Here is a 13,390-nt window from a genome sequence, read left to right as displayed (position 1 = left end):
AGCCTCAGTAATCAATTTTTATTTAATTTATTTTCTTATAAAATTCATTATATTCGATTCAGCAATAGAATATAACAACACCTTATGCCCCGTTTATTTGATATAATAAACAATAATGACGTTTAGCAGGGTGTTAGCGAGCACTTATGAGAACACTAATCATCATAGTATTACTGATTATTCAGACGGATTCTGACAAGATCGTTTCTCCTGATGGTAATTATGAAATTATTAGGGTTGGGCATGGTCTTAGTGATGCGAATACAGAACTCACATATCACTTGGTGGACAACAGGACTAATGACACAACATTCATAACAAAATCAGTTATACATGACTTCCTATCACCATCTTTCTGGTGGACTACGAATTCTGAAATATTGATTTTTGAGCAGAGAAACGTACTTAATAATTCCAAGCCGTCTATTAATGTTTATGATATACAGAACGATTCATTATTATTTTCTACTGATGGATTCGTGAATGTTAGACGGAATCAAGCTGATTTGCACTTCAATAAAACAAAACAACTTTTGTTATTTTTTAAACGATCTAGGACTGACTATAAATTGGTGTCACTTGACTTGAATAAGCTAAATATAACTACATTGCTTGATTTCGAACATCATGATGTCTACGAGACACCAAGGATAACCGCACACAATAAAACTACTGGATCGATTGAGATTGAGGCCAAAACTGGAAGCCATGAACTGGTGAATTTTACTACCGAAACTAAGTAGCTCGCTAACATCATATAGCATTCATGCCTTTACTCACTTTTAATCACGCAAGTGCGACTAGGCCATATTTCTTGTGTTTCGTGTTCTTTGCTAAGGCTTGTAGTTCTTCCTTGATGTTATTTGATCTGAGGCTCAGTCAACTTCGCTTTGGGCGGACGCAGAATGCTCTTCGCCAAAGACAGTACAGCTTGGTTCAAAACACAAAAAATATTACTTTCACCTCCATTAAGTACGGGTGAGGCACGAAATGCTATACACGTACGTTAGCAGCCACAGATATTCGAGAACTAAAAGTTTAAACAATGAGTATCAAAGGTATACCTGTCAGACATATTAAAGTATCTAAAATAGAGCAGGATGTCCTAGAGAATTTTCGCATTCGCGAAGTTCAACAATTGGCAAACAATCAAGATCTGAAACAGGAAATTCACAGGCATGATTTCTACTTTATTATGGCAATCGAGAAAGGGCATGGTAGCCATGCTATTGATTTCAAACACTATGATCTTTGCGACCGTTGTATTTTCTTCATGCGCCCTGGTCAAGTGCATGAGCTGTCAGTCAAAGCAGAGAGTACTGGTTTTTTGATGCAATTCAAACCAGACTTTTATCCGTCCGATAGGTTCACAAGAGACTTAATTAGATCACTTAGCCGTCAAACTTTTTGTCAATTAGATGCCGAACCATTTTACAAACTCAAAATGATTTTGAGTGACCTGAATATTGAATCTCAACAACGTAAGGAAAATTTTGGCGAAGTGCTAAAGGCAGGTCTCACAATTTTTTTTATCGAACTCTTAAGAAACAAAAAACGGCCAGATGATTCTTCAGATCAAAACATTCCCTACAAACAGGAACGACTAGAAGAATTTTTAGCTTTAGTCGAAACTCGACTTGCAAACCATAAAGAGGTAGCATACTATGCAGACCAACTGAATCTTTCCACTTTTCAGTTAAATGCCATTACCAAAATGCTACTAGATAAAACTGCTTCTGAACTTATCGATGAGCAGGTTATTCTCGAAAGCAAAAGGCATCTGCTAGCTACTACAGATCAGGTTAATCAGATAGCTTACAAACTTGGTTACGAAGACCCGTCCTATTTCATTAGGTTTTTTAAGAAGCATACTGGGCATTCACCTCAGACATTTCGTCAGAATTTTAGATAAATCCCTTCCAACTTGATTTTTGTCCTATCAGCCACTTTTGGTGACTTGATAACTTTGTCAATACAATTTGAAATTTAAAAATTATAGATATGAAGACAAAAATGAGGCTCATTGCTTCTCTTAAAATCTGGGTAGTTATTTACCCATCCATAACATTATTTCTTTATTTATTTGGAGAGGTTATGGCAGACATGCCCTTATACCAACGAACTTTAATACTTACTGCTTCATTGGTACCATGGATAGTATTTCTAGGAGTTCCCTTTGTGGATTTAGTAATAAGTTGGATACGTCCCGACCTTAAAGGAAAATGATCACCCGAAGAGAATTTGTCATGCAATGCGGGGCTACCTTATCAGCCTTCGCATTGCCCACCAGATCACTTCTCAAAACAGCTAATAACATGGTAAAACAAGAAAAATTTGATGTAATTATTATCGGTGGAAGCTACTCAGGTCTTGCAGCTGGCATGGCTCTAGGAAGATCATTGCGACAAGTTTTGATCCTCGATAGTGGCCAGCCATGTAATCGGCAAACACCCCATTCTCATAATTTTCTCACACAGGATGGTAAAAGCCCTATGGAAATATCTACACTAGCAAGGCAACAGGTTAATGCTTATTCGACAGTAAGGCAACACGATGCTTTCGTCATTAACGCTCAACAAGTGAGGGATGAATTTGTAATAACAACAGCTACTGAAATATTTCGAGCCAAAAAATTGATACTGGCTACCGGCATTAAAGACATTCTTCCAGCAATTGACGGGTTTAGTGAATGCTGGGGAATAACTGTATTACATTGTCCATATTGCCACGGTTATGAAATACGCCATCAAAATACTGGAGTGCTTGGCAATGGTGACAAGGGCTATGAATTTGTTAGCCTCATCTCTAATTGGACTACAAAATTGACGTTATTTACAAATGGAGTCTCCACCTTATCTGCCGAACAACAAAGTAAACTTTCTCAAAAAAGTATTTCCATAATTCAAACCGAGATTGAAAAACTTGAACATATAAACGGACATCTTCAACGTATCCATTTCAAGGACGGTTCATCAATGGAGATTCAAGCTATTTATGCACCTAGACCATTCGAACAGCATTCCAATTTAGCTTCAATTTTAGGTTGTGAAATCACTGATGATGGCTACATCAAGACAGATTTAATGCAAAAAACCACTGTACCTGGAATTTATGCCTGTGGCGACAACGTAACACGCAATCGAACAGTGGCAAATGCTGTAGCAACGGGCACTACGGCTGGCATGATGTTAAACAAAGAAATGACAGTCGAGGAGTTTTAATATTTGACCAAAATAACCTGCCACTAATAAAAAAATATAACATTTAAACTTACTAAAATGAACCCAACTAGAAAATCTTCATTAGTATTCGGCTTGTTTTTCTTTGGTACTTTTATTTTCTCAATTTCGGCTCTGTTTTTTTATGAACCACTTTTCAACAACAGTGACTATCTTTTGTTAGGTGGATTTGATACAAACATTTCAATAGGTGCATTACTTGAAATTCTTTTGGCTATATGCAATATCGCTACAGCTATTGTAATCTACCCAATTTTTAAGCAAGTCAGTGGCTCTGCATCTCTTGGTTATGTTGCTAGCCGTACAGTTGAATCGTTACTTACTCTTTCTGGAGTGGTAAGCCTGATGTCCATAATGTCTTTACGTGCAGACTTCACAACAGGATCAAACCCAGACGACTTATTATTAGTGAAACAGATGTTTATGGCCTTCCATGACTGGACATTTCTTCTAGGTCCACAGTTTTGTTCCGGTTTGGGAAACGGGCTACTTCTAGGTTATATCATGTATCGTTCAGGTGCAGTTCCAAAACCAATGGCATGGATTGGTATTATCGGTGGTCCACTGGCATTTATTGGAGGTGTTTTAGTGCTCTTTCATGTTCTGAAACCTTTTAGCCTTGGTTTGTTCGCCCTAACATCTTTGGAAATAATTTGGGAGCTTTCCATTACTGTATACACTATTTTCTTTGGATTCAAACTAATTGCAAAACTTGAAAAAAGAATCCTATAACCTAGTCCTATAAAAATGTAATTGGATTAATAATTTCCCTTAAACCCAGCTATTCGACATTTCTAATGTCGAATGCCTATCGTAGGATTTGTAATCCGTGTTAGTAAATCTGAAGTAGTTAAAGTTTCCGGCCAGCCTGCTACAGGCAAGCTGGCCGGAAAGACAAGCACATCTTATTCATCGGATGACTATGTACGTGATTAAAGACAGTCATCCGATGAGTTTTATCCGATCAGTCCTTGCTAGTGCTTCGGGACACGACTCCCGCACACAAGGGACTTACACCCTGTGGAATAATTTGGTATCTTAGATACCAGATGCCCATGCTGGGCACAGAACAGACACTGGATATGAAATGATAGGATCCTGCGGCATGCTATACTTCATATACTAAACATTGGCAGCAATTAGAAATATGAGATTAACCTATTTATATTCGACTTTAATAACCTTTTTACTTGTTTCTTGCGCACAGGTAAATGAATCATCAAATCTCGAAAAGTTCAAAGGAAGGTGGAAGCTTAATATTGTAGAAATGCAGGTTGATTCTGCTTCAAGTTGGAAACCTCGGGAAGATCATTACAAAAACAGAAAAGGATTCATTCTTTATGACGGTAAAGGCGGTATGGGCGTGCATCACGTCACTGAAAATTATGAAAACTATGAATTTCAAGGAAATGGAGGACTTGACAGTTTAACATTCAAAGATTTGAGACATTTAGCTGACAATTTTGTCTATTTTGGAAAGTACAAAGTAATCGACTCGCTTAATATTATAGAGCATCAAATCGAGTCATCAAACTTTCAAAATATGTGGGGAACTGTTGCGAAAAGAGAGTTTGTCTTTTCAGGCGACACCTTGATTCTTAGCCCTATTTCGGACAGATATCCAAAGACCCGACTTAAGTGGGTAAGGCTTAATGATAGTGAATAGCGTTTTGAAATTGATTAAAGACAATGCTAATTAATTGACAGATAAATGAAATACATAATTGGTTTCTCATTGTTAATCTTTGTTTATGGTTGCAATGAAAAGGAAAATTACAGCTCGAACTCGACCTCAGTAGCGCAAAATGAACTTCAAATAAGCCCAACGGATACTATAGCCATTAAAAGCATAGTTGAAATTCAAGCAAAGAGTAAAAATTTTGAAGAGCGTGAAAAAATATGGGCCGATGATGGTCGATGGCTTCAGGCCTTTGGACGTGTTTTCTATGGAAAAGACTCTATTATGAATTTCATCAAAGTGCTACACAATAATCCTGGGTATGCAGTATCAACAACAATCAATTATGGTGATCCTGAAATAAAGTTTTTAAGACCTGATGTTGCAGTTGTTCATCAACATCATGAACGAGAAGGACAAATAATTAATGGAGTTGAAACGCCAACAAGAAGAATAAATACAACTTATATTATTACCAAGGAAAATGGCACTTGGCTACTCAGAGATAAAGTAACAATGGATGAAAGAGAGCGATCAAAAAAGTAAAATCAAAAAAAGAAAGCTGTTGCCAACCCAGCTAGTTTGAACTTCTAGCTCGGACTTTACATCAAGCAAGTTGTTGTATTGGAAATATATTGAATACGAGCCAAAGGCTCGCACCAGTAGGGGGTGCGTGATTAAAGACAGTCATCCGATGAATTAACACATCCCCCAACCCCCTTCAAAGGGGGAATATCCTCGGTTCCCGCTATGCTTAGCATAGTGGTAAGGTAAATGAAGCCTAGTGCTAATTAAGATATGCAGGGTAATGCCACCATGCAGAGCATGGCGGCAACAAGGGGTCGGAAACTAATTTCGTTTCTGAATTGGGCGAACTTCTACACTACCGTCTTCATTTAAAATTGGGCACCCTTTTGAAATTTCTACAGCATCGTTAATATCTTTTGAATTTACAATTAAATAACCACCAACCATTTCATTTCCTATAGCATACGGACCATCTGAAACTACTTTTTTTGTGCCTTTCACGTGCTTTCCCGATACTTGAAGTGCATCGCCTCCAGCAAGAATTCCTTTTTCGGCAAGTCCTTGCATCCAATCATTCCACGTTTGAATGATGTCCATTGCTGCTTGCGAATTAGCAGTGGAAATATGAGTATCACCACCTCTGAATAACAGAATAAATTTTTCCATGTCAATTTTATTAGTTAGTTATTTTTATTTTAGTAATTCAAATTTTAGTTGTTTATTGTATTTTTGCAAGTAGGATGCTTAATAAGAGTTAGTATGAAAAACAATACTATTGCTGAAAATCAACAAGATATGAACGTAAAAAATGTCGTTTTCGATGAAAAAACTTGTCCTGTTACTGCCACTATGCAAGTTCTGGGAGGAAAGTGGAAACCCATTCTCATCAATGCTATCTACTTCACATCCCCTGCGCGGTTTGGTGAATTGAAACGTTCGGTAAAAGGAATAACACAGTCCATGCTCACTTCTCAACTTAGGCAGTTAGAAGAAGATGGTGTAATAAAGCGAAAGATATATGCTGAGATTCCACCTAGGGTAGAATATACCTTGACGGAATTTGGTCTTACACTATCTCCAATTCTAGTGGCTATGGGGAATTGGGGTAAACAATACAAGCTTAACAATGAAAGAAAAAAGGAAAAGTAATATGGGCGAACCCCAGCTAGTTCGAACTTCTAGCTCGGACTTTACATCACGCAAGTTATTGTATTAGAAATGTGTTGGATACGAGCCAAAGGCTCGTACCATCAGGGGTTACACTGAGGAAGTTCAATTTATTTCCACTTGACCTGAACTGCCGTATTTATAAACAAATCACTATCATATTGAATTTACTTTAATAATATTGTGGCTGTAAAACAGGTAAATGGCAAGCCACAGATTTCCGATTTACATTAGCGACAAGGTTTTATTTGTCTCGGGAGTGATCTCACTTTTGGGACTAACTTTCGACTTTGGTTTTAAAGATAGCTATTGGAGCCACCTCATCACCGATTTTGTCTATTTGATCTATGGAGGCATAGCCACCATCAGCTATATGCAATCAGTAAAGTTTGATTTTAAATCCGGAATAAAGGGCATTCATGTTGTAGTTATTTTAAGTGTGCTTTTACTGTTTTTAGCACTGGCCAATACCTACTATTTCCTTTACAATGAGGACAAGTCGCTGAATTTCTATACCGCTTTGCTGGTTTTTATTCTTATCATGTTTGACCTCTCAGGCAGGCTTTATGCCCTCGACCGTCAAACGCTTCACCCGGCACTTGTATTTGTATTGAGCTTTTTGGTACTCATCTTCGTTGGTACCTTGCTGCTGCTAACCCCAAATGCCACAGTCAACGGTATAGGTTTTATAGATGCATTGTTTACCTCTACCAGTGCCGTTTGCGTAACCGGCCTGGCTACCCTTAATACAGGTCAGGATTTTACGAGGCTCGGACAATGGGTCATCATGTTTCTTATCCAGTTTGGCGCACTCGGAATGCTCAGTTTTACCTCATTGTTTGCCTTGCTGTTTAAAGGTTTTGGTTCATTTGAAAGCAGATTGGTTCTTAAAAATATGATCAATGCCAATTCATTGGAGAATACCTTCAAAACCCTCATTCAAATTATAGTATTGGTGGTAACCATAGAAGCCATAGGGGCGGCCTTTATTTTTTACAGCAACGATGTGTCCTTTGATAGTCTGAATGACAAACTATTTTTCTCTGTCTTTCATTCTATTTCTGCCTTTTGCAATGCCGGGTTTTCTACTTTGTCAGACTCATTGTATGAAAGCAACTACCGCCACAACTATAACCTTCAATTGGTAATAGCTGTACTGATTATTTTAGGAGGGTTAGGTTATGGAGTAATGATAAATATTTACCACCTGGGTAAAGGAACTGCTAAGAATTTACTTTACAAATGGCTTAAGAAGCCTATTACCCAAAAGGACAGGGTGCAGCTTAATTTAAGCCTGAATACAAAAATTGTGATTTTCACCTCTTTATGCCTGATTATATTGGGTGGGGTTTTATTTTACCTGCTTGAGTATAACAACAGCCTGAAGGAGCATTCAGCTTTTGGAAAGGTGGTGACAGCACTGTTTGGGTCAATCACTACTCGAACGGCAGGTTTTAATACCGTGGATACCAGTGCGCTGACCATGTCAACGATTATGATCATTTTGTTTTTAATGTGGATAGGTGCATCACCGGGATCAACGGGGGGAGGGATAAAAACCACTACCTTTGCCGTGGCCTCTTTGAATATTTACCAGCAGGTTTTTGGGTTCAAGCACCTGAGGGTTGGCTGGAAAGTCATTGAACAAGGTGCTTTGCACAGGGCGACAAGTATCATTTCTCTTTCGCTGATTATGATTGGCTTGAGCACCTTTCTGCTCGTGACCATTGACGGGCATTTAGGTTTGATGCCCCTGGCCTTTGAGGTCTTTTCGGCCTATAGCACCGTAGGGCTTAGCATGGGTATAACTGCCGAACTAAGCGTTGCGGGAAAATTAGTATTGGTTTTGACCATGTTTATAGGTAGGGTAGGCTTCCTTACCTTGCTCACAGGTATGGTCAGGCAGGTGGTTTCTTACAAATACTCGCCTATAGAGTACCCTGAAGAACAAATTTTCATCAACTAAACGGTAATTTATTATGAAATTTATCATTGTGGGACTAGGTAATTTTGGGTCGGCACTGGCATTAAAGCTGGTGGAAGAAGGCCATGAGGTCATTGGCATTGATACAAATCAAAACCATGTGAACCTGTTGTCTGACAGCCTTACCCACACATTGGCGGTGGACACTACAAACGAGCTGGCCGTTACCAGTCTTCCTCTTTCTGATACTGATTTTGTTATCATCGGGATAGGTGAGGATGTAGGTGCCTCTGTAACCACCACGGCCCTGTTTAAGAAGCATTGCAAAAAGACTAAAATAATTGGAAGGGCCATTTCACCCATTCACCAAACCATTTTGGAGACCATGGGCATTGACGTAATCATTAATCCGGAGGCTGAGTTTGCCCATCAATTTGCTAACCGTTTGACAATACTTGGTACCATAAAGTCATTTATTTTGGATGATAATTATGAAATAGCCGAATTTAAGGTGCCTGAAACCTTTATTGATAAAACCGTGCAGGAAGCTGATATTGTTAATAAATGGAATGTTTCTTTGATAACCATTCTTTCAGAAAGCGTTTGTAAAAATATACTGGGCAGTCAAATTAAAGAACGTAAGGTTTCAGGGGTGGTCAGTGGGGCCACAGTTTTCAAGGAAAATGATACTTTGGTGCTTTTTGGATCAATAAAGTCGCTGCGCAAAATGATGGAAGAACTTGCTTAGAAGGCGCGGCCTAAAGGTATTTATTGGCCTTCAGCAATGTCGAATATCGTAGGATTTACTATCTGCATTGTTAAAACTCGAATCTTAATAAGATTCCGGCCTGCCTGCCGCAGGCAAGCTCAAGGCCGGAATGACAGACGGTGTTGAGGTTTCTGTCATACATCCCCCAACCCCTTCACAGTGGGAATATCTCCTTTAGGGGATTATAGGGATGTTATTAAATTGTATTGATCAGGAACCTTTCTTGAGAATCTTTTAGATTAGCAAAAAAACATATTGGATAGCGCGGGAATTCGTGCTATCCTGATTTTGTAGCTAATTAATACAAGCAGATGTCAATAACAAAAGAATCTGAATTAACAGGAATGATAAAAGTTAGTGAGGTAGTGGGAACTACTCTTAAACTAATGCGGGAATACGCTGAAGTTGGAATGTCAACGAAAGAGCTCGATGAATATGGCGCGGCTATACTAAAGAAACACGGGGCTAAATCAGCACCGCATGAAACTTACGGATTTCCTGGATATACATGTATTAGTGTTAATGAAGAAGCTGCCCATGGAATTCCGTCAGAGAAGAAAATTCTGAAGGAAGGGGATTTAATAAACATTGATGTGTCTGCTGAACTTAATGGGTTTTGGTCAGATAATGGAGGATCGTTTGTGCTGGGAAAGGACATTCATAACCATCAACCATTGGTTGATGCTTCTAAGTACATCCTGCAAAAAGCAATTAGCAATATAAGAGGAGGCGTGAAAATAGCTGATATTGGACTTTTAATAGAGACTGAGGCGAAAAAGCGAGGCTTTAAAGTGATTAAAAATTTAGCAGGACATGGAGTGGGAAGAAGTTTGCATGAAGCACCAGAAGATATTTTGAATTACTGCGTTAAAACGAATAGAGAAAGGTTTATAAAAAACACCACAGTGGCTATTGAAACTTTTATTTCAACCAAATCCACGGTTGCTGTTGAGTTGAATGATGGCTGGACATTGGTTGGAAATAAAGGTGGATGTGTGACTCAGCACGAACAAACCATCTTAATCACAGACGGAACACCAGTTATTTTAACCGAGGCGAATGAGCTTTGGAATTAAAAGTGACTTGGATTATCAGGTATTTACAATCCGTATTATCAAACTCACATCTAAATAAGATTCCGGCCTGCCTGCCGCAGGCAAGCTCAAGGCCGGAATGACAGATAGTATCGTGTTTTTTGTCATACATCTCCCAACCCTTTCAAAGTGGGAATATTCCCTTTAAGGGATCATGGGGTGTTTTTAATTGAGTATGATGGTGAACTTTCATTAGGATTCTGGCTCAAGGCCGGAAAGAAATGCTTTATATAATTTTCTGTCAATCTCATTGAAGAGCTCGAAAACCATAGCACCTGAGCTTTTTTAATTCTTCTCAATGGTGCCTACAATAAATAAATGTATCCAAGGACTAATGCCGTAGGAATCAGGCATAGTACAAAAATCAAAGTCTTATGAAGTTGTGATAATTCCTTTTCTTTGAAAATAGCATCCGTAGAAGTAAGTATCCAGATAATAAAAACCATTCCCAACAAACCTGAAGCTACCCTCATGGCCCCCGACTGTTTCTCCAAAGCGTACTCACCAACTTCAAGTAAGCGTGGTGTAACTACACCAGTAATAACTGCGATTGCCCAGATAAGGAATAACTTTGGAACCATCTTTAAGTTAATGGGTGTCGGTTTTTCGCTAAATAGGAAAAAGACCTTCATTTCGTCAATGAGAAAGTCAGCATACTCATTAAGTAGAGCATTGGTTAACCTGATCCTTCTGTTATTTTTAAGTTGTAAGCAGATGATTTTAGTGTCATTACCAAAATCGAAATTGTTGAAGTTGGAAGGCGACTTGGTGTACAATGCTTCAAAATCCTTTTTGTGGTAGCATGTGCCTAGTCCACTGCCTAAAAAGAGGCTTATACCACGAGCAACAAATACCCCTTCAGTGTCAAAAGCCAATCTAAACCGGTCGTAAACCCTAAAGAATATGATGACCACCAACCCCAGTGCCAGTGTGATAATAAAGACGTATAACGGTACCGCATGTTCTATAAATGTTTTCACAAAAGCCATGATGAGTAAAGCAATCACCATGAGTGAAGCTACTATCAGTCTAGCGTTTTCTCTCCATTCATAGATGGTATGGCTACCCTGCTTTCTAATTTGGAAATATTCTTCTGGCGGCTTCATGCTCCTGGTTTGGTTGGCACAGGAATATTCTCATCTATTGAGCCGTTATCGTTTCTTTCCTGACCATACTTTAATTGTAAGGCATCAGCCAATTCATGTACCCAAAACATGGCACTTTCACGATCGGGAAATGAATCCACAGTAATCAATTCTCTTCCATTGAGAATGATATGATAGGAAGTAGAGTCTCTGCTGCTGATACTGTCACTATTACTTTTACTGACCATTCTTCGGATGTAGATTTCCTCGAAATCCCGGTTTTGATACATATTGGTGCTCACTAAGAAGTAGAAACCCTTAACTGTTTTAATGGTTCCTGTAGTCATGTCAATGGTTACATCACGTTTTACACCGAAAATAAGAAGCCCTACCAAAAAGGGAAGCCAACCAAAGTAAACCGGAAACCCTTGAAAAATACCGAAAACATGAATTAGAATAAGGACTGATCCGAAAGCAGTAAAGAAAGTACCACCTACGTTGCGACCTGTTTCATTGTTATCTATCGGAAATTTGTAGATTTTACTCATGCTTAAATAGATAAGTACCTAGCTTTTACAAAGGGATAATACAATTTATGTCTTAGTTTGTCTCTTTCCTAATGATCAAATTGAAATTATTTGACAAGCCATTTCTGATGTTGCAAATAGTAGGAGGGCTATTATAAAAATCCAGATGTTAACTTACTTCTCACATTAATCCAAACAAATAAATGGTGAGCATGCCCCAGCTGGTGCCGGTCACCATACTGAGTATAGCCAAAACAATGGCATGAGGCATGAGCTCGGGCTTATAGGCTGAGGTTACGGCTGGCGCAGTGGAAATACCCCCAAGGTTAGCCATGCTACCAATAGCCACCCAGGCAATATTGACTTTGAGCAATCGGGCGGTGAGTAACATAAATACGAAATGCAGCACCAGCCATATCAATACCAGTATTACCAAATTGACAGGGAGAGAAAGGTTGGTAAAATTCAGTTTCAACCCTAAAATGGCCATGATTAAAACAATGGAAAATCCAGCCATTCTCAAAACGAGTTTGTGGTTCCAGGATTTAATCACATTGCCCAAAACCAGCCCGACTACAGATAAAACCACCACACTCATTAAAAACGACATAGGGATAAAATAGGTTAGTCCCATAATGGCCAGAATGGTGCCCAGGGTGATGATATTAATTACACTTTGGCTTGTTGACCCGGAGAGCTCGGGTGGCTCCACAATAGGAAATTTAGCATCAATGCCCCAGGCTTTGTTCAAGCGATCGCTTCTTTTGATAAACTGAAACATAAGAATGGTCCAGATATTCACCAGAATGTTGTCTAACACCAAAATGGAGAGAAATAGCGATTCTGGCGTTTCTGCCAGCTCTTTGAGGACGAGCTGACTCGTGCTGCCACCTATCCAGCCACCAACGATAGGAGGCAAGCCCTTCCAATAACCGTCTGCAATAAACATATCATGGTTAGCCGGATTGAGCAGGCCAAAGGTAAGCACCAGCAGCACAGGCAGCGTGGCTATGACCAATGAACCCACACCAAATACCACAATTGGTTTTACACCGACTATCTTAAGCTGTTTAAAGGACAGGGCACTCATGACAGTAAGAATGGTAAAGGGAATGATGAGCGACTTACTTAAATCATGCAGCAACACCTTTGAAAGGTCTATACTGAAAAGATGCGTGAAAGCCGCAGGGATAACATAAGCGAAGAGAATGGCCGGAAACCAGTCCAGCAGCACTTTTACAGCCTTGTGCTCCACCTTGCTGATATAACGGACAAACAAGACGGTGATAAGCACCACAGCAGAAGCGGTTAAAAGCAAACCAGTTTCATCCATTTATCAATATAGACAAACCGTTATTTATTCAAATGCTTTTTTGATA

Annotated in this window: 16 protein-coding genes; 12 read left to right on the top strand and 4 right to left on the bottom strand. The window is 39.1% G+C overall.

The window, feature by feature from the left end; all coding sequences use genetic code 11:
* Positions 1-146: 146 nt before the first annotated feature.
* From RIB54_RS00525 to RIB54_RS00490, 8 genes are all read left to right on the top strand, one after another.
* On the top strand, positions 147-743 hold the full coding sequence (locus tag RIB54_RS00525; RefSeq protein ID WP_350098746.1) for a hypothetical protein: 597 nt from the start codon (positions 147-149) through the stop codon (positions 741-743).
* A gap of 302 nt (positions 744-1,045) precedes the next feature.
* Positions 1,046-1,912, top strand: coding sequence for an AraC family transcriptional regulator (locus RIB54_RS00520; protein WP_350098744.1), 867 nt, complete (start codon positions 1,046-1,048; stop codon positions 1,910-1,912).
* 89 nt (positions 1,913-2,001) lie between these two features.
* Entirely contained in the window at positions 2,002-2,226 is a 225-nt protein-coding gene (locus RIB54_RS00515; protein ID WP_350098742.1) for a putative antibiotic biosynthesis monooxygenase, read from the top strand.
* A gap of 89 nt (positions 2,227-2,315) precedes the next feature.
* The gene (locus RIB54_RS00510; protein WP_350098740.1) at positions 2,316-3,221 is read left to right on the top strand and encodes an NAD(P)/FAD-dependent oxidoreductase; all 906 of its coding nucleotides are present in this window, start codon (positions 2,316-2,318) and stop codon (positions 3,219-3,221) included.
* 57 nt (positions 3,222-3,278) lie between these two features.
* Positions 3,279-3,971 carry a DUF4386 domain-containing protein gene (locus RIB54_RS00505; RefSeq protein ID WP_350098738.1) on the top strand — a complete coding sequence of 231 codons (693 nt, stop codon included), beginning with the start codon at positions 3,279-3,281 and terminating at the stop codon, positions 3,969-3,971.
* Positions 3,972-4,043: 72 nt separating this feature from the next.
* Positions 4,044-4,175, top strand: coding sequence for a hypothetical protein (locus RIB54_RS00500; protein WP_350098736.1), 132 nt, complete (start codon positions 4,044-4,046; stop codon positions 4,173-4,175).
* A 211-nt stretch (positions 4,176-4,386) separates the two neighbouring features.
* The gene (locus RIB54_RS00495; protein WP_350098734.1) at positions 4,387-4,905 is read left to right on the top strand and encodes a lipocalin-like domain-containing protein; all 519 of its coding nucleotides are present in this window, start codon (positions 4,387-4,389) and stop codon (positions 4,903-4,905) included.
* A gap of 45 nt (positions 4,906-4,950) precedes the next feature.
* The gene (locus tag RIB54_RS00490) at positions 4,951-5,463 is read left to right on the top strand and encodes a nuclear transport factor 2 family protein (RefSeq protein WP_350098732.1); all 513 of its coding nucleotides are present in this window, start codon (positions 4,951-4,953) and stop codon (positions 5,461-5,463) included.
* Positions 5,464-5,766: 303 nt separating this feature from the next.
* Here the strand turns inward: RIB54_RS00490 and RIB54_RS00485 are convergent, their stop codons facing one another.
* Positions 5,767-6,111, bottom strand: coding sequence for a YciI family protein (locus RIB54_RS00485; RefSeq protein ID WP_350098730.1), 345 nt, complete (start codon positions 6,109-6,111; stop codon positions 5,767-5,769).
* Between the two features lie 93 nt (positions 6,112-6,204).
* Between RIB54_RS00485 and RIB54_RS00480 the strand changes: the two genes are divergently transcribed.
* From RIB54_RS00480 to map, 4 genes are all read left to right on the top strand, one after another.
* A complete protein-coding gene (locus tag RIB54_RS00480) occupies positions 6,205-6,594 on the top strand; it encodes a winged helix-turn-helix transcriptional regulator (RefSeq protein ID WP_350098728.1) in 390 nt (129 codons plus the stop codon).
* A gap of 220 nt (positions 6,595-6,814) precedes the next feature.
* On the top strand, positions 6,815-8,578 hold the full coding sequence (locus RIB54_RS00475) for a TrkH family potassium uptake protein (RefSeq protein WP_350098726.1): 1,764 nt from the start codon (positions 6,815-6,817) through the stop codon (positions 8,576-8,578).
* 13 nt (positions 8,579-8,591) lie between these two features.
* On the top strand, positions 8,592-9,284 hold the full coding sequence (locus RIB54_RS00470) for a potassium channel family protein (protein ID WP_350098724.1): 693 nt from the start codon (positions 8,592-8,594) through the stop codon (positions 9,282-9,284).
* 332 nt (positions 9,285-9,616) lie between these two features.
* Positions 9,617-10,381: a type I methionyl aminopeptidase gene (gene map / locus RIB54_RS00465; protein ID WP_350098722.1), complete on the top strand. Its 765-nt coding sequence runs from the start codon at positions 9,617-9,619 to the stop codon at positions 10,379-10,381.
* Positions 10,382-10,704: 323 nt separating this feature from the next.
* On the opposite strand, the gene RIB54_RS00460 is transcribed toward map, so the two are convergent.
* The 3 genes from RIB54_RS00460 to RIB54_RS00450 form a co-directional block, all read right to left on the bottom strand.
* Complete coding sequence (locus RIB54_RS00460; RefSeq protein WP_350098720.1) at positions 10,705-11,505, bottom strand: hypothetical protein; 801 nt, start codon at positions 11,503-11,505, stop codon at positions 10,705-10,707.
* Positions 11,502-12,032, bottom strand: a complete 531-nt coding sequence (locus tag RIB54_RS00455; RefSeq protein ID WP_350098718.1) for a hypothetical protein — start codon at positions 12,030-12,032, stop codon at positions 11,502-11,504. Before RIB54_RS00455 ends, RIB54_RS00460 begins: the two co-directional genes overlap by 4 nt.
* 160 nt (positions 12,033-12,192) lie before the next feature.
* Complete coding sequence (locus tag RIB54_RS00450) at positions 12,193-13,344, bottom strand: DUF819 family protein (protein WP_350098716.1); 1,152 nt, start codon at positions 13,342-13,344, stop codon at positions 12,193-12,195.
* Positions 13,345-13,390 lie beyond the last annotated feature (46 nt).

It is taken from the genome of Fulvivirga sp., assembly GCF_040218215.1.
Taxonomy (GTDB): Bacteria; Bacteroidota; Bacteroidia; order Cytophagales; family Cyclobacteriaceae; genus Fulvivirga.
The sequence above is the reverse complement of the archived record's forward strand: the minus strand, read 5'-3'. Positions and strand labels throughout refer to the sequence as shown.

Excerpts from the sequence above, each read along its gene's own strand:
- RIB54_RS00525 (WP_350098746.1), top strand. The coding sequence starts at position 147 with ATGAGAACACTAATCATCATAGTATTACTGATTATTCAGACGGATTCT.
- RIB54_RS00520 (WP_350098744.1), top strand. The coding sequence starts at position 1,046 with ATGAGTATCAAAGGTATACCTGTCAGACATATTAAAGTATCTAAAATA.
- RIB54_RS00515 (WP_350098742.1), top strand. The coding sequence starts at position 2,002 with ATGAAGACAAAAATGAGGCTCATTGCTTCTCTTAAAATCTGGGTAGTT.
- RIB54_RS00510 (WP_350098740.1), top strand. The coding sequence starts at position 2,316 with ATGGTAAAACAAGAAAAATTTGATGTAATTATTATCGGTGGAAGCTAC.
- RIB54_RS00505 (WP_350098738.1), top strand. The coding sequence starts at position 3,279 with ATGAACCCAACTAGAAAATCTTCATTAGTATTCGGCTTGTTTTTCTTT.
- RIB54_RS00500 (WP_350098736.1), top strand. The coding sequence starts at position 4,044 with ATGCCTATCGTAGGATTTGTAATCCGTGTTAGTAAATCTGAAGTAGTT.
- RIB54_RS00495 (WP_350098734.1), top strand. The coding sequence starts at position 4,387 with ATGAGATTAACCTATTTATATTCGACTTTAATAACCTTTTTACTTGTT.
- RIB54_RS00490 (WP_350098732.1), top strand. The coding sequence starts at position 4,951 with ATGAAATACATAATTGGTTTCTCATTGTTAATCTTTGTTTATGGTTGC.
- RIB54_RS00485 (WP_350098730.1), bottom strand. The coding sequence starts at position 6,111 with ATGGAAAAATTTATTCTGTTATTCAGAGGTGGTGATACTCATATTTCC.
- RIB54_RS00480 (WP_350098728.1), top strand. The coding sequence starts at position 6,205 with ATGAAAAACAATACTATTGCTGAAAATCAACAAGATATGAACGTAAAA.
- RIB54_RS00475 (WP_350098726.1), top strand. The coding sequence starts at position 6,815 with ATGGCAAGCCACAGATTTCCGATTTACATTAGCGACAAGGTTTTATTT.
- RIB54_RS00470 (WP_350098724.1), top strand. The coding sequence starts at position 8,592 with ATGAAATTTATCATTGTGGGACTAGGTAATTTTGGGTCGGCACTGGCA.
- map (WP_350098722.1), top strand. The coding sequence starts at position 9,617 with ATGTCAATAACAAAAGAATCTGAATTAACAGGAATGATAAAAGTTAGT.
- RIB54_RS00460 (WP_350098720.1), bottom strand. The coding sequence starts at position 11,505 with ATGAAGCCGCCAGAAGAATATTTCCAAATTAGAAAGCAGGGTAGCCAT.
- RIB54_RS00455 (WP_350098718.1), bottom strand. The coding sequence starts at position 12,032 with ATGAGTAAAATCTACAAATTTCCGATAGATAACAATGAAACAGGTCGC.
- RIB54_RS00450 (WP_350098716.1), bottom strand. The coding sequence starts at position 13,344 with ATGGATGAAACTGGTTTGCTTTTAACCGCTTCTGCTGTGGTGCTTATC.